The sequence below is a fragment of the Pseudomonas sp. MPDS genome (genome assembly GCF_013283895.1).
Taxonomy (GTDB): domain Bacteria; phylum Pseudomonadota; class Gammaproteobacteria; order Pseudomonadales; family Pseudomonadaceae; genus Aquipseudomonas; species Aquipseudomonas rhizophila.
The window spans coordinates 107411-130818 of the sequence record NZ_CP054128.1 but is presented as its reverse complement, the minus strand read 5'-3'; the positions used below and the strand labels follow the sequence as shown (position 1 = coordinate 130818).

Below are 23408 nucleotides of genomic sequence, written 5' to 3'. Positions count from 1 at the left end.
GATTGCGGTGTGTGAAGACGCTATGAACCGAAAGTTCGCACAACACACAAACCTATCGCATACCCATTCGCTGGAACGTGACCGCAAGGCACGCGCTGGCTACCGAATTTCTTGACGACCATAGAGCATTGGAACCACCTGATCCCATCCCGAACTCAGCAGTGAAACGATGCATCGCCGATGGTAGTGTGGGGTTTCCCCATGTGAGAGTAGGTCATCGTCAAGATTGAATTCCCAGAACCCCTGTCTGCTGATGCAGACAGGGGTTCTGTCGTTTTGGGCCGGTAATCGGATCGCCCCTCATGATTGCTGTCCACACACGGCAAACCCTGTGGCCATTGCTATGCTGTGATAGTCGGGGCATCTGAAAAATGGCCCGCGACGTCACTGGTCATGGGGATTCCAATAATGAAAAACCCTTATGCTCCTGGCTTCTGGTGCGCCCTCGCAGCGTTGGTGTTGCTTTCGGCCACTTATTTCTATGGCGTCATGCTGACTCACCAGATCGACAAAGCACTGATCTTCCTCGATAGCGCGGCTGCGCTGATCGGTGTGATATCCATCGCAATCGTGGCCTGGGCATCGCTCCAAGGCCAACGCATCAAAAAAAAGCATCTTGAGCAGGGCAAGACTCTGGTGCTGATCTGGGATACCAAGGTTGCATTACGCCGGGTCGAAACGGTCTTCGATCGTTACTTCTGGGGCAGTTACTGGCAGCCTGGCCGCACATTCCAGGAAGTCATGGGTGAACTCACCGGTACTCCATTGGAAAAAAGTCTCGAGGCCTTGAAGACCCAATGTGCGGCATTGGACAAACAGGTCGCCGAAGACGACTGGCACTGGCTGAACAACGCTCGTGAGCTCTGCGACGTCGCTAACGCTATGGCGCGGGAGCGCTATCAACTGGACTTCTGCGATCCTCGCGCGGACTCATCGGGCGCGACGGTGATCAATCGTGATTTCGAAGTGTTGGTGTACACCTGGACGGCACGGCTGAAGACGTTCGACCATCAACTCGATGAGATTGAAGTTCAATATTCGTAGACCCTCTCTCAAGAAACGCTTCCCCCCTTTAAACATTGGGCCCGCTGGCATGCCTGATGGTAATCTCCCTCCACTTCGCGGCGTCGAGCCACACCCTTAGCGGTGTCAGGGAAGACGACGGCTTTTTCAACCATGGATATTGATCGGATCACTCATGAATAAATCAGCAAGCGTACTTCTGGGAATCGTTGTGGTCGTCGGTGCAATCAGCGCGGGTGGCGCCTGGTACACCGGAACGAAACTCGAAGGAGTGCTGCAAACCGCCATAGCCGACAGCAACAAGCAAATGCAAACGGCCCTGGCCGGGTCAAATGGCACGGCTTCGATCGAGCTGGTGTCATTGGACCGTGGGACTTTCAGCAGCACCGCCCATTATCGCCTCAAAGGTGAAGGCGAGATGTTTGGTGATGAACCGGTTGAATTGCTGTTCGTCGACAACATCGAACATGGCCCGCTGCCGTTCTCGCGCCTGATGACGCTCAAATGGTTGCCGGTCATGGCTACCAGCCACACCGAACTTGAACGCACGCCGTTGACCGAGAAATGGTTCGTCGCTGCCAAGGACAAGTCGCCGCTCAAAGGTGTGGTCAACTTGGGCTACGACCAGTCGACCCACGGCACGTTCGAGTTGCTGCCCCTGGACACCAAGCTGGATGAACAGTCCCAGCTCAGTTTCTCTGGTCTGAAGATCGACCTGGCCTCCAGCGCCCAGGCAGAGAAAATCAAGGCTGACGGTTATATGGACAGCTTCAAGCTGACCACTGTTGCTGAAGACCAGACGCCGGTGCAAGTCGAGCTCAACGGCCTGACGCTCGCCAGCAACCTGAGCAAGAGCACTTATGGTTATTACATGGGTGATAACGTTTTGATGCTCAGCAACAGCAAGACTACTTTTGGTGAGCAGAAGTCGGTCTTGGGCCTGAAGAACTTCGAAATGAAGAACAACAGCACCGAAAATGGCACCAGCGCATCGGGGCGTGCTGATTACAAGGTCGGTGAGTTGTCCTTCAACGATAAGGCTATCGGTTCTGCGCAGATGGCGGTCAGCCTGAAGAACCTGGACATCCCGGCCACCATGTCGCTCATGCAGGTCTATCAAACCAAGCTGCAACCCTACGAGCAGGCGGCGGCTGAAGCGGCAGCAGCCGGTGAGCCAGCGCCAGAGCTGGTGCTGAGCGAGGCTGAGGAGGCGCAGGTCAAGGCCGACCTGGAAAAACTCCTGGCCGGCGGCCCGCAAGTGGCACTGGAAAATCTGTCGTTCACTACAGCCAATGGCGAAAGCCGCGCGACGCTGGTCATCGACCTTACCAAGCCGCAATCCATGGACCTGCCGCCTGATCAACTGGGTCGTCAGTTGCTCGCCTTGCTGGATTTCAATTTGAAAGTCTCCAAGCCGATGCTGGTTGATCTGTTGACCGTGCAGGCGCAAATGGAAGGCCAGACCGACGCCAAGTTGATCGCCGATCAGGCCACTGCCACCAGCGATATGTTCAGCGCGATGGCGGTGGGCACAGAGCTGGCAACGCTTGAAGGCAACGATGTGGTCACCAAGCTGCACTACGCCAACAATCAAGTTGATTTCAACGGTCAGAAGATGACAGTCGAACAATTCACCGCGTTTGTGATGAACAAGTTGGGTGGCGGCGTAACCATCCAGTAATCGACTGGAGCAACATCCAAAGCCCGGCCTGTGCATTGCGCACAGGCCGGTTTTTTTTGCCCGCGAAAATCTGCATCGATTCTGAAGAATTATGGCGTTTTGGAAGAAGCGCGGCCCGAGAGTGCAAAACTAGGCCCATTAGAGCTTGGCTGGATTCCTTTGATCCGGCTTCCTGTTTGATGGGCAAGGGGGCACTGCGACCCGGCTGGCCATGTAAGGATGCTGACGAATGCCGCGTACTGTGGGTCCCTTTATTCAATGTGGTTTGCGCCCGTTGTTTCGCCTCGCGCTGTGCAGCCAATTGTGCTGGCCGGTGCTGGCGTTTGCCGATACCGCCTATGACCAGATGGTGCATGACGCTCGCGCCGGCCATTACACGCCTGCATTGACCGCCTTGCGCCAGGTCCCGGCCGATCAGGCCAGCACCGCGCAAATCAGTGACCATCTGCAGATTGCCAGCTGGGCCGGTTTTGATGCCGAGGTGGTGAAAGTCTATGAAGCCCAAGGCCGCTATCGCGACCTGCCCGTTGCGGCGCTGACTGCAACGGCACGTGCCTATCGCAATCTCAAGCGTTGGGACTCGGCCACCGCGCTCTATCGCCAGGCTTTGATAGTCGAACCTCAGAATCCCCATCTGCAACTGGGTCTGGCCTTAACCCAGGCCGACGCCGGTAAACCCGACGAAGCAGTCAGTCGTGCCAGGACTATGGTCGCAGCCAAACCTGAGGACCCGACGCGTCGACTGGCCTTGGGATATGCCCTGACCCGTGCCAACAGTCCACACGAGGCGCTGTTCGAATACGACCAGGCCTTTACTCGCGCCGGCAACAATCTCGAGGTCGCCCGCGAATACATCATTGCGCTGCAACGTGCCCGCTTGCCTGAGCCGGCCTTGCGCCTGGCTCGTCTGCAACCCGGGTTGATCGATCAGGGCGTGCAGCGGCGACTGGAGGGCGATGTTGCGGCTGAACGGGTGCGCCTGGCGGACATGGCGAGCCGCAGCGAGAAGGATCGCTTCGTTATCGCAGACCGCGCCCTGGCCGATTACGACAAGCTGCTCGCCACCTGGACTCCGGTGGCCGAGGCTCATGACGATGTACTGCGCTGGCGCATCGACCGTATCGGCGCCCTGAACGCCCGTGCTCGACGAGCTGAAGTGATTGCTGAATACCAAAGGCTGCTCGCTGAAGGGGTTGCCATTCCCACTTATGCCTTGCGCTGGGTGGCGTCCTCCTATCTGGAGCAGCGTGAACCGGAGATTGCCGTCGACCTGTACCGCCGGGTACTGACGGCACCTGACGCCGATCCGGCGGACCGCTTCGAAGACAGCACCGCGCTCTACTACGCACTGCTGGAAAGTGAAAAATCCGAAGAGGCCCGTGCCCTGGCTGAAGACTTGGCCAAATCCCAGCAACCACGCGTCGAGCTCAAGGGGCTGCCCATCGGCAACCCCAATGACGAATGGATGGACGCACAACAACTCGCCGCTCAGGCCGGCACATATGGCGCCGACCTGCCCACCGCCGAGACGCGTCTGGCGACCCTGGTCAATCAAGGCCCCGGCAACATCGGGTTGCGACTGGCCCAGGCTGATTTGTACCAGGCCCGGCAATGGCCGCGACGTTCTGAAAGCCTGCTCAAGGAAGTCGAGACCACGACCCCGCGTAACCGTGAGCTGGAAGTCGCCCAGGCCCGCGCCGCCATGGATCTGCAGGAGTGGCGGCAGATGGACGCGCTGACCGATGACGTGGTCGCCCGGTACCCGGAGAACGCCCACGTCAAACGCCTGCAACGCCAGCGCGAAGTGCACGACATGGCCGAACTGCGTATCGAAGCCTACACCGGCAAGAGTTATGGCGGCGGCAGCGGCGATGCCGGTGCAGTCACCGGTAGTCGCGACTTCGGCATTGAAACGCTGCTTTACAGCCCACCCATCAATGAAGACTGGCGGCTATTCGGTGGCGTCGGTTACGCCACCGGCGATTTCGAAGAAGGCACCGGCCACCATCGCTGGCAGCGTCTGGGTGTGGAGCGCCGCACCCGTGACATGACGCTGGAAGCGGAAGTCTCCAACCACTCGTACGGCTCCGGTGACAAGCAGGGGGCACGTCTGGCCGTGGCCCGGGACATCAACGATCACTGGCAGTACGGTGGCAGCCTGGATTACCTCTCGGCCGCCACCCCGCTGCGGGCGCTCAACAGCGGTATTCGCGCCAACGGCGGCAGTGGTTTCGTTCGCTGGCGTGCCCACGAAAGCCGAGAGTGGCAACTGGCGGTCAGCCCATCGCATTTCAGTGACGGTAACAACCGTCTCGAAACCCTGCTCACCGGTCGCGAAGGCATTTACAGCGCTCCGCGGCTGCAAGTGGAGCTGGGCCTGGAAGTGGGTGCCAGTCGCAACAGCGGCTCTGACGAAGTCCCCTACTTCAACCCCAAGTCAGATCTGAGCGTCATGCCGACCGTCAGCGCCAATCATGTGTTGTACCGCCGCTACGAAACGACGTGGAGCCAGCAGTTCCAGGCCGGCGCCGGTACCTACAGCCAGCGCGACCACAGCACCGGTGCCATGGGCCTGCTCAGCTACGGCCAGCGTTTTATCTGGAACGACGTGCTTGAGGCAGGTGCTGCACTGAGTTGGCTCAACCGCCCCTATGACGGCGACCGCGAAAGCGATCTGCGCCTGCTTGTCGACCTCACCTACCGCTTCTAGAAGAGTTTGAAGATGCCTGTCATTTCGCGATTCATCCTTCTGCTGGGGGTCTTGCTGATCAGCGCTTGTGCCCAGCAAGCCCCGGCGTTCACAGCGCCCTCACAGCGCCCGCTGGCGGCCAACGACGCCCCATGGCCGAAAAACCATGTGCTCGGCATCGCCTATCACGACGTGGAAGACCGCGACCCCGACCAGGCGCTCGTGGCCGTGCGTACCGAGCGCCTGATCGAGCAATTGGCTTGGCTGCGGGAAAACAACTACCAGCCGGTAACCGTGGACCAGATCATCACCGCTCGCAACGGTGGCCCGGAACTGCCGCCGCGGGCGGTGTTGTTGAGTTTTGACGACGGTTACTCAAGCTTTTACACCCGCGTCATGCCGATCCTGCGCGCCTATAACTGGCCGGCGCTATTGGCCCCGGTCGGTAGTTGGATCGACACGCCGTCGAACCAGCCGGTGGACTTCGCTGGAGTGCCGCGCAAGCGCTCCGAGTTTTTGACCTGGGAGCAAATTCGCGAGGTCTCGAAATCGGGCCTGGTGGAAATCGCCGCCCACACCGACGCCAATCACAAAGGGGTACTGGCCAACCCGCAAGGCAACCTGCAACCGGCGGCGACGACCCGGCGCTACGATCCCGCCACCGGTCGCTATGAAAGCGAAGCTGATTTCCAGGCTCGCCAGCGCAAGGACGTGGTGGCCATTTCCGAGAAGATCCGCAAGGTCACCGGCTACAGTCCGCGCGTGTGGGTCTGGCCCTACGGTGCCGCCGATGGCACCGCCTTGCAGGTGATTGGCAGCGAAGGCTACCAAATGGCCCTGACTCTGGAAGATGGTCTGGACAGCCTCAATAACCTGATGAGTGGCCCGCGTTTTCTGGTGGCCTCCGATCCGGATGGTGCGCACTTCGCCGAGAGCGTCGTCGGCGTGCAGACCATGGACCCCCTGCGGGTGGTCCATGTCGACCTGGATTACGTCTATGACCCGGATCCTGTGCAGCAGGAAGCCAATGTCGGCAAGCTGATCCAGCGCATCTACGACCTGGGCGCCAACACCGTTTTCCTGCAAGCCTTTGCCGATCCGAAAGGTGATGGTCTGGTGCATTCGCTGTACTTTCCCAACCGTCATCTGCCGGTACGGGCCGATCTGTTCGATCGGGTTGCGTGGCAACTGAAAACCCGGGCCAACGCCAAGGTCTTCGCCTGGATGCCAGTGCTCAGTTTTGGCCTGGATTCGAAACTGCCCCGCGTACAACGTTGGGACCCGGAAACCGGCCGCACGGGTGTGGACCCGGATCAGTACGTACGCTTGTCGCCCTTCGATCCGAGCGTGCGACGTGTCATCGGTGAAATCTACGAAGACCTGGCACGGATGAGTTCGGTGGACGGCGTTCTGTACCACGACGATGCCGTGTTTTCTGACTTCGAGGACGCCGGCCCCGCTGCCCTGAAAGTCTATGCCGCCAACGGCCTGCCGACGTCCATCGCCGCCCTGCGGGACGACCCGGCGGCGATGCAGCGCTGGACCCGTTTCAAGAGCCGCTACTTGATCGACTTCACCCACGAGCTCACTGCCAAGGTCCGCGCGATTCGTGGTCCGCAGGTGCTGACAGCGCGCAATATTTTCGCCGAACCGATGCTCAATCCCGAAAGCGAAGCCTGGTTCGCCCAGAACCTGGACGACTTCCTCGGTGCCTACAACTGGACGGCCCCGATGGCCATGCCGTTGATGGAAAAGCAGACCCGCGAGCAATCCGGTCCCTGGCTTGAGCGCCTGGTGGAGACCGTCAAGGCCCGCCCCGGTGCGCTCAAGCGCACGGTGTTCGAATTGCAGGCCCGTGACTGGCACAGCAAACCGGTCAGCGACATCGACGGCGAACAATTGGCCGAATGGATGGGACGCCTCAAGCGTTCAGGCGTGACCAGTTTCGGCTACTACCCGGACAACTTCATCGAAGACCAGCCCGCTGTGAAAACCGTGCGGCCGGCGCTCTCCAACAAGTGGAATCCTTGACATGCTCGACAGACTGCTCGCCCTGCTGGTGCTGGCGATCGTCCTTGGGGTGCCCCTGGGCCTGATCTTCCTGGTCACCGGGCAATTCCTGATGGACTTCGTGTTCTTTTACCCGCTGTTCATGTCCGGGCTGTGGATCGCCGGCGGCCTGTATTTCTGGCTGCACTGGGAGCGTCACTGGCCGTGGAAGGACGACACCCTGCCGCCGCCGCTGGCCGGGGAACCGCTGATCAGCATTCTGATTCCGTGCTTCAACGAGGGCGACAACGTCGCCGATACCATACACGCCGCGCTGGGCCAGCATTACCCGAACATCGAGGTCATCGCCATCAACGACGGCTCGAAAGACAACACCGCCCAAGTGCTCGACCAACTGGCGGCTGATGACCCGCGCCTGCGCGTGCTGCATCTGGCGGAAAACCAGGGCAAGGCCGTGGCCCTGCGCATGGGCGCCATCGCGGCGCGCAGTGAATACCTGGTGTGCATCGACGGTGATGCGCTGTTGGCACCCAACACTTGCGCCTACCTGGTGGCACCGATGCTGGACAATGCCCGCCTCGGTGCAGTGACCGGTAATCCGCGTATCCGTACTCGTTCGACTTTGATCGGCCGGGTGCAGGTCGGTGAGTTCTCCTCGATCATTGGCTTGATCAAGCGTACCCAGCGCGTCTTCGGGCGGATCTTCACCGTCTCCGGTGTGATCGTCGCCTTCCGTCGTACGGCCCTGCACCGGGTCGGCTACTGGAGCCCGGACATGATCACCGAAGACATCGACATCAGCTGGAAGCTGCAACTGGACCACTGGAGCATCTTCTACGAACCCCGTGCCCTGTGCTGGATCCTCATGCCCGAAACCCTGCGCGGCCTGTGGCGGCAGCGCCTGCGCTGGGCCCAGGGCGGGGCCGAAGTGCTGTTCAAGAACATCCGCGGCATCTGGCAATACCGCCACCGCTACCTGTGGCCGCTGCTGTTCGAATACTGCCTGTCCACCGGTTGGGCGTTCACGTTCCTGCTGTCGGTGATCTTCTGGGGCGCCGGTAAATTCGTCGAAATGCCAGCGGCCATCGCGGTCGATCACCTCATGCCGCCGGCCTTCACCGGGTTGCTGTTGGCGGTGGTGTGCCTGATGCAGTTCGCGGTGAGCATCCTGATCGATCGCCGTTACGAAAAGGGTTTGTGGCACATCATGTTCTGGGTGGTGTGGTACCCATTGGTGTTCTGGCTGATCAGTCTGTTCACCACCTTGGTGAGTTTCCCGAAAGTGCTGTTCGGGCAGCATCAGAAACGCGCGCGCTGGGTCAGCCCGGATCGCGGCATCAAACCGTTCGATGACGAAGAAGAGGAAGTGATCCGATGAAAATTATCAGGACCCGACAAAGACCTTTTCTGGTGGTCATCGATGCGCTCTTTACCGTGCTGGCGTGGCTGGGCCTGTTGTATCTGTTGGTCAACGGGCTCTGGCCCCTGTTTGACAGCCAGGCAGGCCCGCGCCTCGGTGGCTCGCTCATGGACACGCTCGGGACGTTGCAGATATATGGCTGGATCGCCTTGGTCAATGCGGTGATCCTGATTACCTGGGCGCGCTATCAGCAGCGCAAAAGCCGCAGCTTCGCCCAGCGTCGGCTGCCAGCGCCGGTGGTGGACGATCAAAGCTTGAGCGAAAGCTTCAAATTGACCGACGCGCGTCTGGACACGTTGCGCCGGCCCGGCTCCAAGATCATCCATAACAACCAGGACGGTGATATCAGCCACGTCGTGGCGCATTTCCATCTGCTGAGCCCGGAACTGCAACCGCCGCCACTGGCACCACTGGAAAGGCCCCGGGTGATTCACCTGCCGGTCGATCACTCGGTGTAAGCGCTGCCGCAGGCTGTGATTGTTGATCTTGTTGCTTTCCAGTTCCTCGGAGATTTCCTTCAAAACGCCGCGTTCGCTCCCACAGAGTACGGTCAGCACAAATCAAAATGTGGGAGCGAGCCTGCTCGCGATAGCGGTATTTCAGTCAACATGGATGCCAACTGAACCATCGCCATCGCGAGCAGGCTCGCTCCCACAGGGGGATGGGTGATGTCGCGAATCACGGTCAACGCAGATCGATGTGGCGGATTCGAAGTTCATCGTAATTGTCACTGAAACCTGGCAGGCGCTGCGGCTATAGTTCGCAGGCCGTCCATGGCCTGATCTGCATAAGGTGCCCGGTATGACTCGATCGACTTCCCTTACTCCCTGGCTGGCGGCCATCGCCCTCGTGCTGTGCGCACAAGGGGCGGCCCAGGCTCAGGAACGTTTCACCCTCAGCATGCCAGGTGTGTCGGATAACCGGCTGTTCACCGCGGCGGCCGCCAGTGACGCCAACAACTGCGGCGGTAAGAACATTTCCCCGGCCTTGAGCTGGACAGCGGGCCCGCCCGGCACCCTCAGCTACGCCATTGTCATGCACGACCCGGACGGCCAGAAAGGCCAGGGAGTCGACCACTGGGTTCATTACGGCATCAAGGCCAGCACGCGGCATATTCCGACCGGCATGGGCACCCAGTCCGCCCTTGAAGGCGTAAGCGGTACCAACAGTAAAAACACCCGCGGCTATATAGGCCCTTGCCCACCTATCGGCGACAGCGCTCACCATTACCTGATTCAGATATACGCGCTCGACCTGCCCCCGCACGCCTTGCCAGCCGGCCTCACACGCCCTCAACTGATGGAAAGAATCAACGGTCACGTCTTGCGCAACAGTAGCGTAGTGCGTCGCTACCACCGCTAATCCAAGCAACAGCTCCCTGTGGCCAGGGAGCTTGCTCCCGCTGGGTCGGGCAGCAACCCTCAACCACAAAATTGGCATCACGCGCCAAAAGCGAGCACTATCGAGCCCCTGTTCATTCATACCGGAGGATGGCGATGACGCAGAAACCCGACGGCATCGCCCGCCTCAAGAACTGCCCCACCAAAGGCGACGAAATACGCCGGGCCATCGCCCAGAGCCGCAAGGATTTCCTGCCTGCTGAAGAGGCCGAAGACGCTGAGCCAGACCAACCACCGGCACAGCCCATGGACGACGGCCAAGACGCCTGAACCGTCCTTCTCAAAAACTTTTCTTGTTTAAATCTGCCCATGACTGCCACAACTCATCTGCCAGACGCCCGATTCAGCCGATCCGACTACAAAACCCTGGGCCTCGCCGCCCTGGGTGGCGCGCTGGAAATCTACGATTTCATCATCTTCGTCTTCTTCGCCCTGGTGCTCAGCCAACTGTTCTTCCCGCCGCAAATGCCCGAATGGCTACGCCTGTTGCAAAGTTTCGGGATTTTCGCCACCGGCTACCTGGCACGGCCCCTGGGTGGCATCCTCATGGCGCACTTCGCCGATCGCCTGGGGCGCAAGCGGGTGTTCAGCCTGAGCATCCTGATGATGGCCTTGCCTTGCCTGCTTATCGGCGTGATGCCGACCTACGCGCAAATCGGCTATTTCGCCCCGTTGCTGCTGCTGGCGCTGCGCATCCTGCAAGGCGCGGCGGTGGGCGGCGAAGTGCCGAGCGCCTGGGTGTTCGTGGCCGAACATGCACCGCTGCAGCATCGCGGCTACGCGCTGGGTTTCCTCCAGGCTGGTCTGACCTTCGGCTATTTGCTGGGCGCCCTGACCGCCACGGCGCTGGCGCAGATATTCACGGCAGCAGAAATTCTCGATTACGCCTGGCGCTTGCCGTTCCTGCTGGGCGGGGTCTTCGGTGTAATCGGCGTCTGGCTGCGCCGCTGGCTGAGCGAAACGCCGATCTTCATGGCCCTGCAAGCCAAGCGCGAGGGCGCGACGGAACTGCCGCTACGCACCGTGCTGCGGGACCATCGCCACGCCTTGTTGCCCGCCGCCATCCTCACCTGCGTGCTGACGTCCGCCGTGGTGGTGTTCGTGGTCATCACCCCGACCGTGATGCAAAAAAGTTTCGGCATGACCCCTAGTCACACGTTCGCTTTGAGCAGCCTGGGCATCGTCTTCCTGAACATCGGCTGCGTTCTGGCCGGCCTCATCGTCGACCGCATCGGCGCCTGGCGCACTGTCATGCTCTACAGCCTGCTGTTGCCGATGGGCATCGCCGTGCTCTACGCCAGCCTGATCAGCGGCGGCGCCTGGCTGGGCCTGGCCTACGCTGTGGCGGGCCTGGGTTGCGGCGTGGTCGGTGCGGTGCCATCGGTGATGGTCAGCCTGTTTCCGCCGAAAATCCGCGTGTCCGGCATCTCGTTCACCTACAACATTGCCTATGCCTTGTGGGCCAGCGTGACGCCTTTGGTGCTGATCGCACTGATGCCGTGGAGCCCATGGGTGTGCGTGGGGTATTGCGTGGTGATGGGCGCGGTGGGTGTGGCTGCGGCGGCGTATTTTCCCGCCCGGCATTCGAAGACCGCGCAGGCCTCGTTGGCCTGTGAATCGTAAGGACTCTGCCCCAGGTGCACGACTACACTCATGAATGACCCCGTTTCCAACTTGAGGAGGACGGCCATCATGAAGGCGCACAAGCACGACCTGCTGGAACAAGTCCTGATTGCCCACGGCGGTCTCGAGCGCTGGAACACTTTCAACACTGTCCAGGTCACTCTTGTGACCGGCGGTTCGTTGTGGGCCATGAAGGGGTTAACGCAAGACAATGCTCCACGGCAGATGACTGTCTGGCTGCATGAACAGCGCGCCTCGGTCATGCCGTTCGGTGCGCTGAACCAGCGCACCGCCTTCACGCCTGATCGCATCGCCATCGAAACCACCGAGGGCAAAGTGATCGCTGAGCGTTCGGACCCCAGGGCTTCGTTCTTCAAGCACGAGCAAACCACTCCGTGGGATCCGCTTCACCGTGCCTACTTCAATGGATATGCGCTCTGGTCCTACCTGACCATGCCGTTCCTGTTTACTTTTCCGGGTGTCACCAGCCAGGAGCTGGAACCCTGGAAGGAAGGTGGCCAGGTCTGGCGCCGCTTGCGGGTGAACTTCCCGGACACCCTCGCCACTCACTGCCCGGTCCAGGACTTCTACTTTGGCGATGACTATCTGCTGCGCCGGCATGATTACACCGTGGACGTGAGCGGTGGCCTGCCGGCGGCCCAGTATGTGGAGGACTACATCAAGGCCGATGGGCTGTGCATGCCCAGCAAGCGCCGGGCGTATCGGCGGGATGCGGACGATCAGGCGGTGGAGGGGGAATTGCTGGTGGCGATTGATATCAGTCAGGTTCGTTACGCATAACCGGCTGCTCAAAGACGCTCGCGCAGAAAATCCACAAAGGCGCGAGTTCTTGCCGAGCGGCGCCGGTCTTGGCTGAACACGGCGCTGATGGGCAGCGCTACGGGTTGATAAGCCTCCAGCAGGCTGGACACGGTTCCCTGGCGAACATCCGCGGCGAATAACCACTGCGGTGAAAGCGAAATGCCCAGCCCGCTAAGAACCATCTCGCGAATTGCCTCGCTGCTGTTGCTGGTGACATTGCCCTTGATCGTCACGCGGTGCTGTTTGTCCTGCTGGTCGAAACGCCAAACGTCGTAATGCTCCAGCAGCGTGAAGCCCAAGCAATTGTGGCGGGCAAGATCCGCCGGCTCCAGCGGGGTGCCGTGTTGTTGCAGGTAGGCGGGAGCGGCATACACCCGGCGCGGACTATCGCCGAGGGAAACCGCGACCAGCCCTTCGTTTTTCACCACGCCGATACGAATGGCGACGTCGATGTTTTCTTTCAGCACATCTTCATTTTGGTCGTTCAGTTTCAGGTCGATTTGAACCTGTGGATGGCGCGCCAAAAACTCCCTCATCAAGGGCGCAATGCACAGCCGCCCGAAACTCACCGGGGCGGCCACACGCAAAGGGCCGGCGATCTGCTCCTGGCCACGGGTGAAACTGAGCCGGGCCGTGTCGAGGCTGCTGAGTATTTCCTTGCTGTGGATATAGAAACGCTGGCCTTGGTCGGTCAGCGCAAGATGGCGAGTGCTGCGGGCAAACAACGCACCGCCAAGGTGTTGTTCCAGCGCGCGGATCTGCTTGCTGACCGCTGGTTGACCCAGGTTCAGCTCCCGGGCGACCGCCGAGAACGAACCGCGCTCTACCACTCGCACGAACATCTGCATCGCGTCGAATAGATCCATCGGGATTTGGCCTCTGGTTGGAATAAATCCTATCCATAGTTGCTTACTTATCGGAATGCGTCGACGGCCGCAACATGTACTCACCCACTCATTGGAGGTTTACTGTCATGAACAACACCATGTTCGCCGCCATTGCCCAAACCGCTCAGGCTCCGCTGGTCGTTCGCTACATTCCCCGGCCTGTTCCCGGCAAAGGACAGGTATTGATCAGGGTTCACGCCGCAGGGATCAATCCTCTGGATACCAAGATCGCGGCAGGTGGCGGCGCTCATGCCCGCCAGCCGCTGCCCGCCGTACTGGGTATCGATCTGGCCGGAACAGTCGTTGAGCTGGGAGAGGGCGTGCACGATTTCGCCCCCGGCGATGACGTGTTCGGCATGGCCGGCGGCATCGGCGGCGCCCAGGGTGCGCTGGCCGAATACATTGCCGTCGATGCTCACCTGATTGTGCTCAAGCCCGGTTCGTTGAGCATGCGCGAAGCGGCAGCCTTGCCATTGGTCTTCATCACCGCCTGGGAAGGGTTGGTAGACCGGGCCAATGTTCGGGCCGGCCAACAAGTGCTGATCCACGGCGGCGCGGGCGGCGTCGGTCAAATGGCCGTGCAAATTGCCAAGGCCCGCGGCGCCGAGGTCTATGCCACCGGCTCGGCCACCAGCCTGGATTTCATCCGTGAACTGGGCGCGACCCCTATCGACTACCGGGCGCAGGACACCGACAGTTACGTGCGCCAGCACACCGGCGGCGAAGGCTTCGACATCGTCTACGACACCGTCGGCGGCTCGACACTGGATGCGTCCTTCAACGTAGTGAAAACCTATACCGGCCACGTACTCAGTTGTCTCGGCTGGGGACAACACAGCCTGGCACCGTTGTCGTTCAAGGGGGCGAGTTATTCCGGGGTGTTTACCTTGATGCCGTTGCTGACCGGCAAGGGGCGCGAGCACCATGGTCGGATATTGCGCGAAGCGGCGGCTTTGGTTGAGGCCGGGGTACTGCGCATCAAGGTAGACCCACATCGGTTTGGCCTGGGAGACGTGAATGAGGCGTTTGCGCAAGTAGCGCAGGGGCGTGGGCAAGGGAAGACGGTGGTAGAGATGGCGGGGGAGTGACGCGGTCTGCAACTGTTATCCGGAAGCCGCACCCATAAAATCGCCCCGGTCTGCAACGGCAGGGGTTTTGCCGCCATCCGCTGCCGCCAAAACTTGAGAACCCGTCCAAACTCCGTAGAATGCCGCTGTCACTATGCCACTACCTTTCAGGGACGAATTCAGACATGCGCGTTTTTGCCATATTCCTGGCCCTCTGCCTTATGGCGGGCTGTGCCTCCAAACCCGATTACTATGTCTCCGCCACTCCGGTAACGATTCCCAAAACCGCCACCTTCTGGATCGACACCTTCGACGTTGAAGTCGTAGGCAAGAACGATCGCTTTTTGTCTGACGAAAAGGTCCGTGAGCAATTGCACACCGACCTGATCGGCCGCCTGCTCGAGGACAATCGCTATGCCTCCAGCAAGGAAGCTGCCGACTATCTGCTGGACGTCAACAGCGTCTACGCGCGACGTATTCAAGACACCCAAGGCGGCTTCATGAGCAAAATCGTTGCCGATGGCACGCTCCTCGCCAGTGTCGATTTCAGCTATCAGGTCAAGGTGAAGAAGGCCGGCGCCGAGGTCTTGCACTTTGCCCAGGCCCGTCAGGGGCTGATGCCGGGCGGCGCGATCGGGCAATTCCAGAACATGAGAAGCATGGTGGGCGCTCTGACCAACAGAGGTAACTCGGATGTCGAAGGCTTCTACACCGGCCACTTGAGCGGCTTTATCGCCGACGACCTTCGGGCCATTCCGTCCCGCTAGGCATGCTCGCGTATTAAAAGAATATCGTGGTCGTTAACCCGAACCACGAGTGCCTCGCGTCTGACCCTGTGAACGGATCATTCATTTATGGCTGTCCCGGCAGCTATGCCAATGTGCGACGTCTGCTCAATCACAAGGCCCCCAAAAAAAGGCGCTTCCCCACTCAAGGAGAAGCGCCATCTTTTTAAGTGAACAGCATTCCGCCGGCTGGCGGGGTTGCTTATCAGGCCGTTGCAGGCCGTAGCGAGTAGGTCTTGAGCTGGTCAGCGAAGTCGCGCAGGGACTGGATGCCGCTGGCCTCGGCTTCGTGGATCCATTCCTTGATGGCCGCGAGCATGTCGTGGCCGTTGCTGCTGGTCTTGGCCCAAATCTGCTGCAAGGCCAGGCGTTTTTCGTAGATCACCTTCAACGCCTGACTGTGTTCCAACATGCTCTGGATGCGCGCGTGGTGACGCTCATCCAGCAGGCTGGTTTCCCGCGATAACAGGCGTTTGGCCCGGTGGAATTGGTGGCGGACCGAGTGATCGACCTTTTCCAGTTCCTGCTTGACCAGCGGCGCGATGACCAGCCTGCGGTACTGGGCCATGATCTGGAAACGGTTGTTGAGGATCGCCATGGCGGTGTCCATGTCCAGATGCCCCTTGCCCTCGACACGGTGGGCGATCGGCGCGACGCGCTGGACCTTGGCCAGGCGCAGGAAACTGAATACCTGGATCCAGGCCCAGCCCAGGTCGAACTCCCATTTGCGTACCGACAGCTTGGCCGAATTGGGGTAGGTATGGTGATTGTTGTGCAGTTCTTCGCCACCGATCAGGATGCCCCAGGGCACCAGGTTGGTCGCCGCGTCGCGGCATTCGAAGTTGCGGTAGCCCACGGCATGACCCAGGCCATTGACCACGCCCGCGGCCCAGACCGGAATCCACATCATCTGGATGGCCCAGATGGTGATGCCGATGGTGCCGAACAGCAGCAGGTCGATGACGCCCATGATCGCCACGCCCATGAGTGGGAAGCGGCTGTAGAGATTACGCTCGATCCAGTCATCAGGGCAGTTCTTGCCGTAGATGCGCAGGGTTTCGGGGTTTTCCGCTTCGGCGCGATAGAGTTCGGCGCCTTTGCGCAGCACGGTGGACAGGCCTTTGATCACCGGGCTGTGGGGATCATCGACGGTTTCGCATTTGGCGTGGTGCTTGCGGTGGATGGCGGTCCACTCGCGGGTGTTCTGCGCCGTGGTCAACCACAGCCAGAAGCGGAAGAAATGTTTGAGGCCGGCGTTGAGCTCCAGGGAGCGATGAGCCGAATAACGGTGCAGGTAGACCGTGACGCCAATGATCGTGACATGGGTCATCAGTAGGGTGACTGCCACCAGTGACCAGGGCGACAAGCCAAGAAAACCTTCGTACCACATAGGCTATAGGGCCCTCGATAAAGATAGAAACAGCCGTTGCATTATCACCTGCCGCACAGATAAAACCAGTCGGCCTTTCAGATAACAGTGGCAGGATGTTTCTTACTCTATAATTCCCACCTTTTTGTGGGGACATGGATCGCCGAATGACCGTCTATCACCGCAGCGCCATGCGTGGAGCGCTGCTTTATCTCGTGCTGTCGGTCGTCTGGCTGCAGCTGGTTGGTTATTTATTGAGCAGCTTTTTCGATCAATCTGCCGATCAGCTTCGCTGGCAGTTGATCAACGGATATGCCTGGGTCCTGGTCAGCGCCGGATTGGTTTTCCTGGCGGGTGTGCGGATATCCCGGCTTTTCGGAAAAGGCGAACACCGTGCCGACGGCGAACGTTTGCGCCAGGCCGCCGCCGTCTTCGATTGCACGCGCGAAGGGGTGTTGGTGACGGACCCGAACGGCCTGATCGTGCACGTCAATCGCGCCTTCATGACGATTACAGGGTATGCCCGGGATGAGGTGTTGGGCCGGCGGCCCAACCTGTTCAAGTCTGGCCGTCACGGGGCGGATTTCTACCAGGAGATGTTTGCGTCCCTGGGCAGCCGTGGCGAGTGGAGCGGCGAGATCTGGAACCGACGTAAAAGCGGTGAGATCTACCCGCAATGGCAGACGATCCGCGTCGTTCGCGACGATAACGGTCAGGTCAGCCATTACGTCGCGGTGTTTTCGGACATCAGCGCGATCAAGGATTCGGAGCACGAACTGGCGTACCTGGCCCACCACGATCCGCTGACCGGTCTGCCCAATCGCCTGCTGTTTTCTGATCGCGCCGAGCAGGCGCTGGCGTCGTCGCAGTTGCACAAACGCGGCTGCGCCTTGTTGCTGGTGGACCTGGACCATTTCAAGAACATCAACGACAGCCTGGGGCATCACGTTGGCGATCAATTGCTCAAAAGCGTGGCGGAGCGATTCCGGGGGTTGTTTGCGCCAGGCGTGACCTTGGCCCGGCTGGGGGGCGACGAGTTTGCGGTGCTGGTGGAAAATTGCTCGCAGCCGGCGCAGGCGGCGGTGCTGGCCCAGCGCATTATCGATGCCCTGAAAGAACCGTTGCGCCTCGAAAACCAGCTCTTGTTCATCAATGCCAGCGTGGGCATCAGCCTGTTTCCTGGGGATGCCCTCAGCGCGGGGCAACTGCTGCGCAATGCCGACTCCGCGTTGTTCAAGGCTAAGAGTGCCGGGCGCGATGGCTACGCCCTGTATACCGAAGAACTCACCGCTCATGCCCAACAACGGGTCGAGATCGCCTTCGAACTGCGACGCGCGCTCCAGCAGCAGGAGCTGCGGGTTCATTACCAGCCGGTACACGATCTGGCGACCAGCCGCCTGATCGGTGTCGAGGCTTTGGTGCGCTGGGAACATCCCGAACGCGGGCTGGTTTCGCCGGCCGAGTTCATTCCCATCGCTGAGCGCACCGGGCTGATCGCCCAAATCGATGCCTGGGTCATGGAGCAGGCCTGTCGACAAATGCGTCAATGGCAGGAGGCCGGGGTGGCGTTATCGTTTGTCGCGGTCAACGTTTCCAGTCGGCTGTTCGCCCGTCGCGAGTTGTACGAACAGGTCGCGCGGGTGCTGCACGTTTCAGGCCTGGACCCGGCCTGTCTGGAGTTGGAAGTGACCGAAAGCGCGGTGATGGACGATCCGGAAGTGGCCCTGGAGCAAATGCACCGTCTGCGGGAATTGGGGGTGCGACTGGCTATCGATGATTTTGGTACCGGTTATTCGTCGTTGCTGCGACTCAAACGCTTGCCCGTCCAGAAGCTCAAGATTGATCAGGGCTTTGTGGCCGGGTTGCCGTGGGATGAGGACGACGCAGCGATTGTCCGGGTAATCATCGCCCTGGCCCGCAGCATGGGTATGCAAGTGCAAGCCGAAGGCATCGAGCAGCGCGAGCAGGCAGCGTTTCTGCTGGAACATGCCTGTGGGATGGGGCAGGGCTACTGGTTCGGGCGACCCGTTGCCGCGCACCAGCTGGATTGGGATCGCGCGCCCGCAATCAATTAATTGCCTTTGCACATCGGCTGTTTGTGTTTTTGGTTATATAAAAATTCTTAAATAGTCTTTTTAAGAATATCTAAGCCTATCTAGTATTGCTCCTACGCCACAAACGGTGCCGCCCACTTCCAGGCATTCAAGGAGCAATAGCATGAGCGCATCTCTACGCAGCGTTGACGGTCAGGACGAAGCAACTCTGTTGCGCGAGATCCTCAATGCCTTACGGGACCTTCGTTTTGGTGCGGTGGAAATCACCGTGCACAACGCGCAAGTCGTCCAGATCGAGCGCAAGGAAAAATTCCGGTTGCAGCAGCCGAGCCACAAACCGGGTTGAAGACCAACACTTCACAAACATAAAAAACCGGAATTCCAGGAGTTTTCACCATGCCGTCAATTCGCCGTTATGCCTTGGCCGTCTTGGCCAGCGCTGTTTTTGCAGGTTCCGCTTTTGCCAAGGATTACGAGTTGCTTAACGTGTCCTACGACCCGACTCGCGAGCTGTACCAGGATTACAACGCCGAATTCGCCAGTTTCTGGAAGAAAGCGCACCCGGACGATAGCGTGAAGATCCAGCAATCTCACGGTGGCTCGGGCAAGCAGGGTCGGGCGGTGATCGATGGCCTGCGGGCTGACGTGGTGACCCTGGCTCTGGCTGGCGACATCGACGAAATCGCCAAGCTGGGCAAGTCCCTGCCGGCGGATTGGCAAACACGCCTGCCGGAAGCCAGCACACCGTACACCTCAACCATCGTGTTCCTGGTGCGCAAGGGCAACCCCAAGGGCATCAAGGACTGGGGCGATCTGATCAAGGATGACGTGTCGGTCATCACCCCGAACCCGAAGACCTCCGGCGGTGCTCGCTGGAACTTCCTCGCCGCCTGGGCCTATGGCCTCAAGGCCAACGGTGGTGACGAAGCCAAGGCCAAGCAATACGTACAAGCACTGTTCAAGCATGTGCCGATCCTCGATACCGGCGCCCGTGGCTCGACCATTACCTTCGTCAACAACGGTCAGGGCGACGTGTTGCTGGCCTGGGAAAACGAAGCTTTCCTGGCGCTGAAAGAAGACGGCGGCGCGGACAAGTTCGACATCGTCGTGCCGTCGTTGTCGATCCTCGCCGAGCCGCCGGTGGCGGTGGTGGACAAGAATGCCGAGAAAAAAGGCAACCTGGAGATCGCCGAAGCCTACCTCAAGCACCTGTACAGCCCGGCCGGCCAGGAAATCGCCGCGAAAAACTTCTATCGTCCACGTGACAAGGACGTGGCCGCCAAGTACTCCCGGCAGTTCCCGAAATTGGACCTGGTGACCATCGACAAGGACTTCGGTGGCTGGAAAACCGCCCAGCCGAAATTCTTCAACGATGGCGGCATTTTCGACCAGATCTATCAGGCGCAGTAAGCTGGGCAGGCCTGAATGAGCTGATTACAAGCTAAGGCCGGACACTGAATCTGTGGCGAGGGGATTTATCCCCGTTGGGGCGCGAAGCGGCCCTGAATCTGGCATGTCTTTATGCTCAGGTGAATTGAGTCGGCTGCTTTGGGGCTGCTTCGCAGCCCAACGGGGATAAATCCCCTCGCCACAGTTTTTGCGCGTTCTCAACCAAGGACCTTTATGTCGCGTCGCATATCCCCCGTCATACCCGGCTTCGGGCTGACGCTGGGCTACACCCTGGTGTACCTCAGTCTGATTGTGCTCATACCCCTGGCGGCAATGTTCGTACATGCCGCCCAACTTACCTGGGAACAGTTCTGGGCGATCATCTCCGCGCCACGGGTGCTGGCGGCCTTGAAGCTCAGCTTCGGCACTGCTCTGTGCGCGGCGATCATCAACGGTGTGATCGGTACGCTGTTGGCCTGGGTGCTGGTGCGCTACACCTTCCCCGGTCGCAAGATCATCGATGCAATGATCGATCTGCCGTTCGCCCTGCCCACCGCCGTGGCCGGTATTGCGCTAACGGCGTTGTATGCGCCGACCGGCCTGGTCGGCCAGTTCGCCACCGACCTGGGTTTCAAAATCGCCTACACCCCGCTGGGCATCACCCTGGCGCTGACCTTCGTGACGCTGCCGTTCGTGGTGCGCACGGTGCAGCCGGTGCTGGCCGATATCCCCCGTGAAGTCGAAGAGGCCGCCGCCTGTCTCGGTGCCAAGCCGTGGCAGGTGTTCCGCCACGTCCTTGTGCCGGCGTTGTTGCCGGCCTGGTTGACCGGCTTCGCCCTGGCTTTTGCCCGTGGCGTGGGTGAGTACGGGTCAGTGATTTTCATCGCCGGCAACATGCCGATGAAAACCGAGATCCTGCCGCTGCTGATCATGGTCAAGCTCGACCAATACGACTACACCGGCGCCACCTCCATCGGCGTGCTGATGCTGGTGGTTTCCTTCGTCCTGTTGCTGCTGATCAACCTGCTGCAGCGGCGCATCGAAACCCCATAAGGAGGCGCGAACATGTCCCAATCGTCTATTTACGCGGCCTCCACCAACGCCGCCCGCCGCGGCAGTGCAACATCGCGGCGAGTCCTGATCGGTCTTGGCTGGTTGATCTTTGCGCTGTTCCTGCTGCTGCCACTGTTCATCGTGGTCTCCCAGGGGCTGAAGCTGGGCCTGGGGGCGTTCTTCGCCGCAATCTTCGAACCCGATGCCCTGTCGGCGCTCAAGCTCACGGTGATCGCGGTGCTGATCTCGGTGCCGCTGAACCTGGTGTTTGGTGTCAGCGCCGCGTGGTGCGTGAGCAAATATTCATTCCGTGGCAAGAGCATGCTGGTGACCCTGATCGACCTGCCGTTCTCGGTGTCGCCGGTGATCGCCGGCCTGGTCTATGTGCTGATGTTCGGCGCCCAGGGCCTGTTCGGGCCGTGGCTGTCGGATCACGACATCCAGATTGTGTTTGCGCTGCCGGGCATCGTGCTGGCGACGATCTTCGTCACCGTGCCGTTCGTGGCCCGTGAGCTGATCCCGCTGATGCAGGAGCAGGGCACCCAGGAAGAAGAAGCCGCGCGGCTGTTGGGTGCCAATGGCTGGCAGATGTTCTGGCATGTCACCGTGCCGAACATCAAGTGGGGGCTGATCTATGGCGTGGTGCTGTGTACCGCCCGGGCCATGGGCGAATTCGGCGCGGTATCGGTGGTGTCCGGGCACATTCGCGGGGTCACCAACACCCTGCCTTTGCACGTCGAGATCCTCTACAACGAATACAACCACGTGGCCGCGTTCGCTGTGGCGAGCCTGTTGCTGATCCTGGCGCTCTTGATCCTGCTGCTCAAGCAGTGGAGCGAAAACCGAATCAACCGCCTGCGCGCCAGCGCCGCGGAGGAATAAGTCATGTCGATCGAAGTTCGTAACGTCAGCAAGAATTTCCACGCCTTCAAGGCCCTGGACGATATCAGCCTGGACATCCAGAGCGGCGAGTTGGTGGCCCTGCTGGGGCCGTCGGGTTGCGGCAAGACCACCTTGCTGCGGATCATCGCCGGCCTCGAAACCCCGGACCAGGGCAACATCGTGTTCCACGGCGAGGACGTTTCCGGCCACGACGTGCGTGATCGCAACGTCGGTTTCGTATTTCAGCACTATGCCCTGTTCCGCCACATGACGGTGTTCGACAACGTTGCCTTCGGCTTGCGCATGAAGCCCAAGAACCAACGCCCGAACGAAAGCCAGATCGCGACCAAGGTCCACGAGTTGTTGAACATGGTGCAACTGGACTGGCTCGCCGACCGTTACCCGGAGCAGCTGTCCGGCGGCCAGCGTCAGCGTATCGCCCTGGCCCGTGCCCTGGCGGTGGAGCCTAAAGTGCTGCTGCTGGATGAACCCTTCGGCGCCCTCGACGCCAAGGTTCGCAAGGAACTGCGGCGCTGGCTGGCGCGGTTGCACGAGGACATCAACCTGACCTCGGTGTTCGTGACCCACGACCAGGAAGAAGCCATGGAAGTCGCCGACCGGATCGTGGTGATGAACAAGGGCGTGATCGAGCAGATCGGCTCGCCGGGCGATGTCTACGAAAACCCGGCCAGTGATTTTGTGTACCACTTCCTCGGCGACTCGAACCGCCTGCACTTGGGTGAAGACCGGCATGTGCTGTTCCGCCCTCACGAAGTCTCGCTGTCGCGTTCGGAACTGGAGGATCACCACGCCGCCGAAGTGCGCGACATTCGCCCGCTGGGCGCCACCACCCGGGTGACCCTGAAGGTGGAAGGCCAGAGCGATCTGATCGAAGCTGAAGTGGTGAAGGACCACGACAGTCTGGTGGGCCTGGCGAAGGGCGAGACGCTGTTCTTCAAGCCGAAGGTCTGGCAGAAAGTCTCAAACCTTTAAGATCAAAAGCATCGCGAGCAGGCTCGCTCCCACAGTGGAATGGGCTTGACCACAAGTCTGTGGGCAACCCAAAAAACCTGTGGGAGCGGTGTCGGCCACAACATCTGCGGCCCAGCCCCAGTCTCCTGTGGGAGCGAGCCTGCTCGCGATGGCGGTCCCACTCACGCCCCGATCAGAATCTGAATAACCCCGCCCAACGTTGCTTCGATTGGTTCTACACCAATACCTTTTCCCATCTAAATCCCTACCTAGACTCTGACG

The 23408-nt window shown here is 60.3% G+C and carries 20 protein-coding genes and 1 rRNA gene; 19 read left to right on the top strand and 2 right to left on the bottom strand.

Annotated elements, in window-relative coordinates:
• Nucleotides 1–110 precede the first annotated feature (110 nt).
• From rrf to HQ912_RS00450, 11 genes are all read left to right on the top strand, one after another.
• Nucleotides 111–226: ribosomal RNA gene (rrf, locus tag HQ912_RS00500) — 5S ribosomal RNA — on the top strand.
• A gap of 182 nt (nucleotides 227–408) precedes the next feature.
• Nucleotides 409–1044 carry a hypothetical protein gene (locus HQ912_RS00495; RefSeq protein WP_047230327.1) on the top strand — a complete coding sequence of 212 codons (636 nt, stop codon included), beginning with the start codon at nucleotides 409–411 and terminating at the stop codon, nucleotides 1042–1044.
• Between the two features lie 154 nt (nucleotides 1045–1198).
• Nucleotides 1199–2704 carry a YdgA family protein gene (locus HQ912_RS00490; protein WP_047230326.1) on the top strand — a complete coding sequence of 502 codons (1506 nt, stop codon included), beginning with the start codon at nucleotides 1199–1201 and terminating at the stop codon, nucleotides 2702–2704.
• A 229-nt stretch (nucleotides 2705–2933) separates the two neighbouring features.
• Entirely contained in the window at nucleotides 2934–5414 is a 2481-nt protein-coding gene (gene pgaA, locus HQ912_RS00485) for a poly-beta-1,6 N-acetyl-D-glucosamine export porin PgaA (protein WP_047230325.1), read from the top strand.
• Nucleotides 5415–5426: 12 nt separating this feature from the next.
• Nucleotides 5427–7424, top strand: a complete 1998-nt coding sequence (gene pgaB / locus HQ912_RS00480; RefSeq protein WP_047230324.1) for a poly-beta-1,6-N-acetyl-D-glucosamine N-deacetylase PgaB — start codon at nucleotides 5427–5429, stop codon at nucleotides 7422–7424.
• Between the two features lies 1 nt (nucleotide 7425).
• Nucleotides 7426–8781 carry a poly-beta-1,6-N-acetyl-D-glucosamine synthase gene (gene pgaC / locus HQ912_RS00475; RefSeq protein ID WP_076383117.1) on the top strand — a complete coding sequence of 452 codons (1356 nt, stop codon included), beginning with the start codon at nucleotides 7426–7428 and terminating at the stop codon, nucleotides 8779–8781.
• A complete protein-coding gene (pgaD, locus tag HQ912_RS00470; protein ID WP_047230322.1) occupies nucleotides 8778–9281 on the top strand; it encodes a poly-beta-1,6-N-acetyl-D-glucosamine biosynthesis protein PgaD in 504 nt (167 codons plus the stop codon). The genes pgaC and pgaD overlap by 4 nt, the downstream gene beginning before the upstream one ends.
• A gap of 343 nt (nucleotides 9282–9624) precedes the next feature.
• Nucleotides 9625–10185, top strand: a complete 561-nt coding sequence (locus HQ912_RS00465; RefSeq protein ID WP_047230321.1) for a YbhB/YbcL family Raf kinase inhibitor-like protein — start codon at nucleotides 9625–9627, stop codon at nucleotides 10183–10185.
• A 134-nt stretch (nucleotides 10186–10319) separates the two neighbouring features.
• Complete coding sequence (locus tag HQ912_RS00460) at nucleotides 10320–10493, top strand: hypothetical protein (protein WP_171061296.1); 174 nt, start codon at nucleotides 10320–10322, stop codon at nucleotides 10491–10493.
• A gap of 39 nt (nucleotides 10494–10532) precedes the next feature.
• Nucleotides 10533–11846: an MFS transporter gene (locus tag HQ912_RS00455; protein WP_107321441.1), complete on the top strand. Its 1314-nt coding sequence runs from the start codon at nucleotides 10533–10535 to the stop codon at nucleotides 11844–11846.
• Nucleotides 11847–11915: 69 nt separating this feature from the next.
• On the top strand, nucleotides 11916–12647 hold the full coding sequence (locus HQ912_RS00450) for a hypothetical protein (RefSeq protein ID WP_047230319.1): 732 nt from the start codon (nucleotides 11916–11918) through the stop codon (nucleotides 12645–12647).
• 8 nt (nucleotides 12648–12655) lie between these two features.
• Here the strand turns inward: HQ912_RS00450 and HQ912_RS00445 are convergent, their stop codons facing one another.
• Nucleotides 12656–13534 (bottom strand): LysR family transcriptional regulator, encoded by an 879-nt coding sequence (locus HQ912_RS00445; RefSeq protein ID WP_107321442.1) that lies wholly within the window; start codon nucleotides 13532–13534, stop codon nucleotides 12656–12658.
• A gap of 107 nt (nucleotides 13535–13641) precedes the next feature.
• Here HQ912_RS00445 and HQ912_RS00440 point away from each other — a divergent pair, with 107 nt between their 5' ends.
• Nucleotides 13642–14643 carry a zinc-dependent alcohol dehydrogenase family protein gene (locus HQ912_RS00440; protein WP_107321443.1) on the top strand — a complete coding sequence of 334 codons (1002 nt, stop codon included), beginning with the start codon at nucleotides 13642–13644 and terminating at the stop codon, nucleotides 14641–14643.
• 164 nt (nucleotides 14644–14807) lie between these two features.
• Nucleotides 14808–15389 carry a hypothetical protein gene (locus HQ912_RS00435; RefSeq protein WP_173406331.1) on the top strand — a complete coding sequence of 194 codons (582 nt, stop codon included), beginning with the start codon at nucleotides 14808–14810 and terminating at the stop codon, nucleotides 15387–15389.
• A gap of 223 nt (nucleotides 15390–15612) precedes the next feature.
• Here HQ912_RS00435 and desA read toward each other — a convergent pair whose 3' ends face one another.
• Nucleotides 15613–16797 carry a delta-9 fatty acid desaturase DesA gene (gene desA / locus HQ912_RS00430; RefSeq protein ID WP_076383221.1) on the bottom strand — a complete coding sequence of 395 codons (1185 nt, stop codon included), beginning with the start codon at nucleotides 16795–16797 and terminating at the stop codon, nucleotides 15613–15615.
• A 146-nt stretch (nucleotides 16798–16943) separates the two neighbouring features.
• On the opposite strand from desA, the gene dibA reads away from it, so the two are divergent.
• The 6 genes from dibA (at nucleotide 16944) to HQ912_RS00400 (ending at nucleotide 23147) form a co-directional block, all read left to right on the top strand.
• Nucleotides 16944–18851, top strand: a complete 1908-nt coding sequence (gene dibA, locus HQ912_RS00425; RefSeq protein WP_173406330.1) for a phosphodiesterase DibA — start codon at nucleotides 16944–16946, stop codon at nucleotides 18849–18851.
• A 142-nt stretch (nucleotides 18852–18993) separates the two neighbouring features.
• Nucleotides 18994–19176 carry a sulfur starvation response protein OscA gene (oscA, locus tag HQ912_RS00420; RefSeq protein WP_047230313.1) on the top strand — a complete coding sequence of 61 codons (183 nt, stop codon included), beginning with the start codon at nucleotides 18994–18996 and terminating at the stop codon, nucleotides 19174–19176.
• A 50-nt stretch (nucleotides 19177–19226) separates the two neighbouring features.
• Nucleotides 19227–20240, top strand: coding sequence for a sulfate ABC transporter substrate-binding protein (locus HQ912_RS00415; RefSeq protein WP_047230312.1), 1014 nt, complete (start codon nucleotides 19227–19229; stop codon nucleotides 20238–20240).
• A 213-nt stretch (nucleotides 20241–20453) separates the two neighbouring features.
• Nucleotides 20454–21272 (top strand): sulfate ABC transporter permease subunit CysT, encoded by an 819-nt coding sequence (cysT, locus tag HQ912_RS00410; protein WP_047230311.1) that lies wholly within the window; start codon nucleotides 20454–20456, stop codon nucleotides 21270–21272.
• A 12-nt stretch (nucleotides 21273–21284) separates the two neighbouring features.
• Nucleotides 21285–22154 carry a sulfate ABC transporter permease subunit CysW gene (gene cysW / locus HQ912_RS00405; protein ID WP_047230310.1) on the top strand — a complete coding sequence of 290 codons (870 nt, stop codon included), beginning with the start codon at nucleotides 21285–21287 and terminating at the stop codon, nucleotides 22152–22154.
• 3 nt (nucleotides 22155–22157) lie between these two features.
• Entirely contained in the window at nucleotides 22158–23147 is a 990-nt protein-coding gene (locus HQ912_RS00400) for a sulfate/molybdate ABC transporter ATP-binding protein (protein WP_076383223.1), read from the top strand.
• Nucleotides 23148–23408 lie beyond the last annotated feature (261 nt).

Excerpts from the sequence above, each read along its gene's own strand:
- HQ912_RS00435 (WP_173406331.1), top strand. The coding sequence starts at position 14,808 with ATGCGCGTTTTTGCCATATTCCTGGCCCTCTGCCTTATGGCGGGCTGT.
- HQ912_RS00450 (WP_047230319.1), top strand. The coding sequence starts at position 11,916 with ATGAAGGCGCACAAGCACGACCTGCTGGAACAAGTCCTGATTGCCCAC.
- HQ912_RS00490 (WP_047230326.1), top strand. The coding sequence starts at position 1,199 with ATGAATAAATCAGCAAGCGTACTTCTGGGAATCGTTGTGGTCGTCGGT.
- HQ912_RS00465 (WP_047230321.1), top strand. The coding sequence starts at position 9,625 with ATGACTCGATCGACTTCCCTTACTCCCTGGCTGGCGGCCATCGCCCTC.
- pgaD (WP_047230322.1), top strand. The coding sequence starts at position 8,778 with ATGAAAATTATCAGGACCCGACAAAGACCTTTTCTGGTGGTCATCGAT.
- oscA (WP_047230313.1), top strand. The coding sequence starts at position 18,994 with ATGAGCGCATCTCTACGCAGCGTTGACGGTCAGGACGAAGCAACTCTG.
- HQ912_RS00415 (WP_047230312.1), top strand. The coding sequence starts at position 19,227 with ATGCCGTCAATTCGCCGTTATGCCTTGGCCGTCTTGGCCAGCGCTGTT.
- pgaA (WP_047230325.1), top strand. The coding sequence starts at position 2,934 with ATGCCGCGTACTGTGGGTCCCTTTATTCAATGTGGTTTGCGCCCGTTG.
- HQ912_RS00495 (WP_047230327.1), top strand. The coding sequence starts at position 409 with ATGAAAAACCCTTATGCTCCTGGCTTCTGGTGCGCCCTCGCAGCGTTG.
- HQ912_RS00440 (WP_107321443.1), top strand. The coding sequence starts at position 13,642 with ATGAACAACACCATGTTCGCCGCCATTGCCCAAACCGCTCAGGCTCCG.
- desA (WP_076383221.1), bottom strand. The coding sequence starts at position 16,797 with ATGTGGTACGAAGGTTTTCTTGGCTTGTCGCCCTGGTCACTGGTGGCA.
- cysW (WP_047230310.1), top strand. The coding sequence starts at position 21,285 with ATGTCCCAATCGTCTATTTACGCGGCCTCCACCAACGCCGCCCGCCGC.
- HQ912_RS00455 (WP_107321441.1), top strand. The coding sequence starts at position 10,533 with ATGACTGCCACAACTCATCTGCCAGACGCCCGATTCAGCCGATCCGAC.
- cysT (WP_047230311.1), top strand. The coding sequence starts at position 20,454 with ATGTCGCGTCGCATATCCCCCGTCATACCCGGCTTCGGGCTGACGCTG.
- dibA (WP_173406330.1), top strand. The coding sequence starts at position 16,944 with ATGACCGTCTATCACCGCAGCGCCATGCGTGGAGCGCTGCTTTATCTC.
- HQ912_RS00460 (WP_171061296.1), top strand. The coding sequence starts at position 10,320 with ATGACGCAGAAACCCGACGGCATCGCCCGCCTCAAGAACTGCCCCACC.
- HQ912_RS00445 (WP_107321442.1), bottom strand. The coding sequence starts at position 13,534 with ATGGATCTATTCGACGCGATGCAGATGTTCGTGCGAGTGGTAGAGCGC.
- pgaB (WP_047230324.1), top strand. The coding sequence starts at position 5,427 with ATGCCTGTCATTTCGCGATTCATCCTTCTGCTGGGGGTCTTGCTGATC.
- pgaC (WP_076383117.1), top strand. The coding sequence starts at position 7,426 with ATGCTCGACAGACTGCTCGCCCTGCTGGTGCTGGCGATCGTCCTTGGG.
- HQ912_RS00400 (WP_076383223.1), top strand. The coding sequence starts at position 22,158 with ATGTCGATCGAAGTTCGTAACGTCAGCAAGAATTTCCACGCCTTCAAG.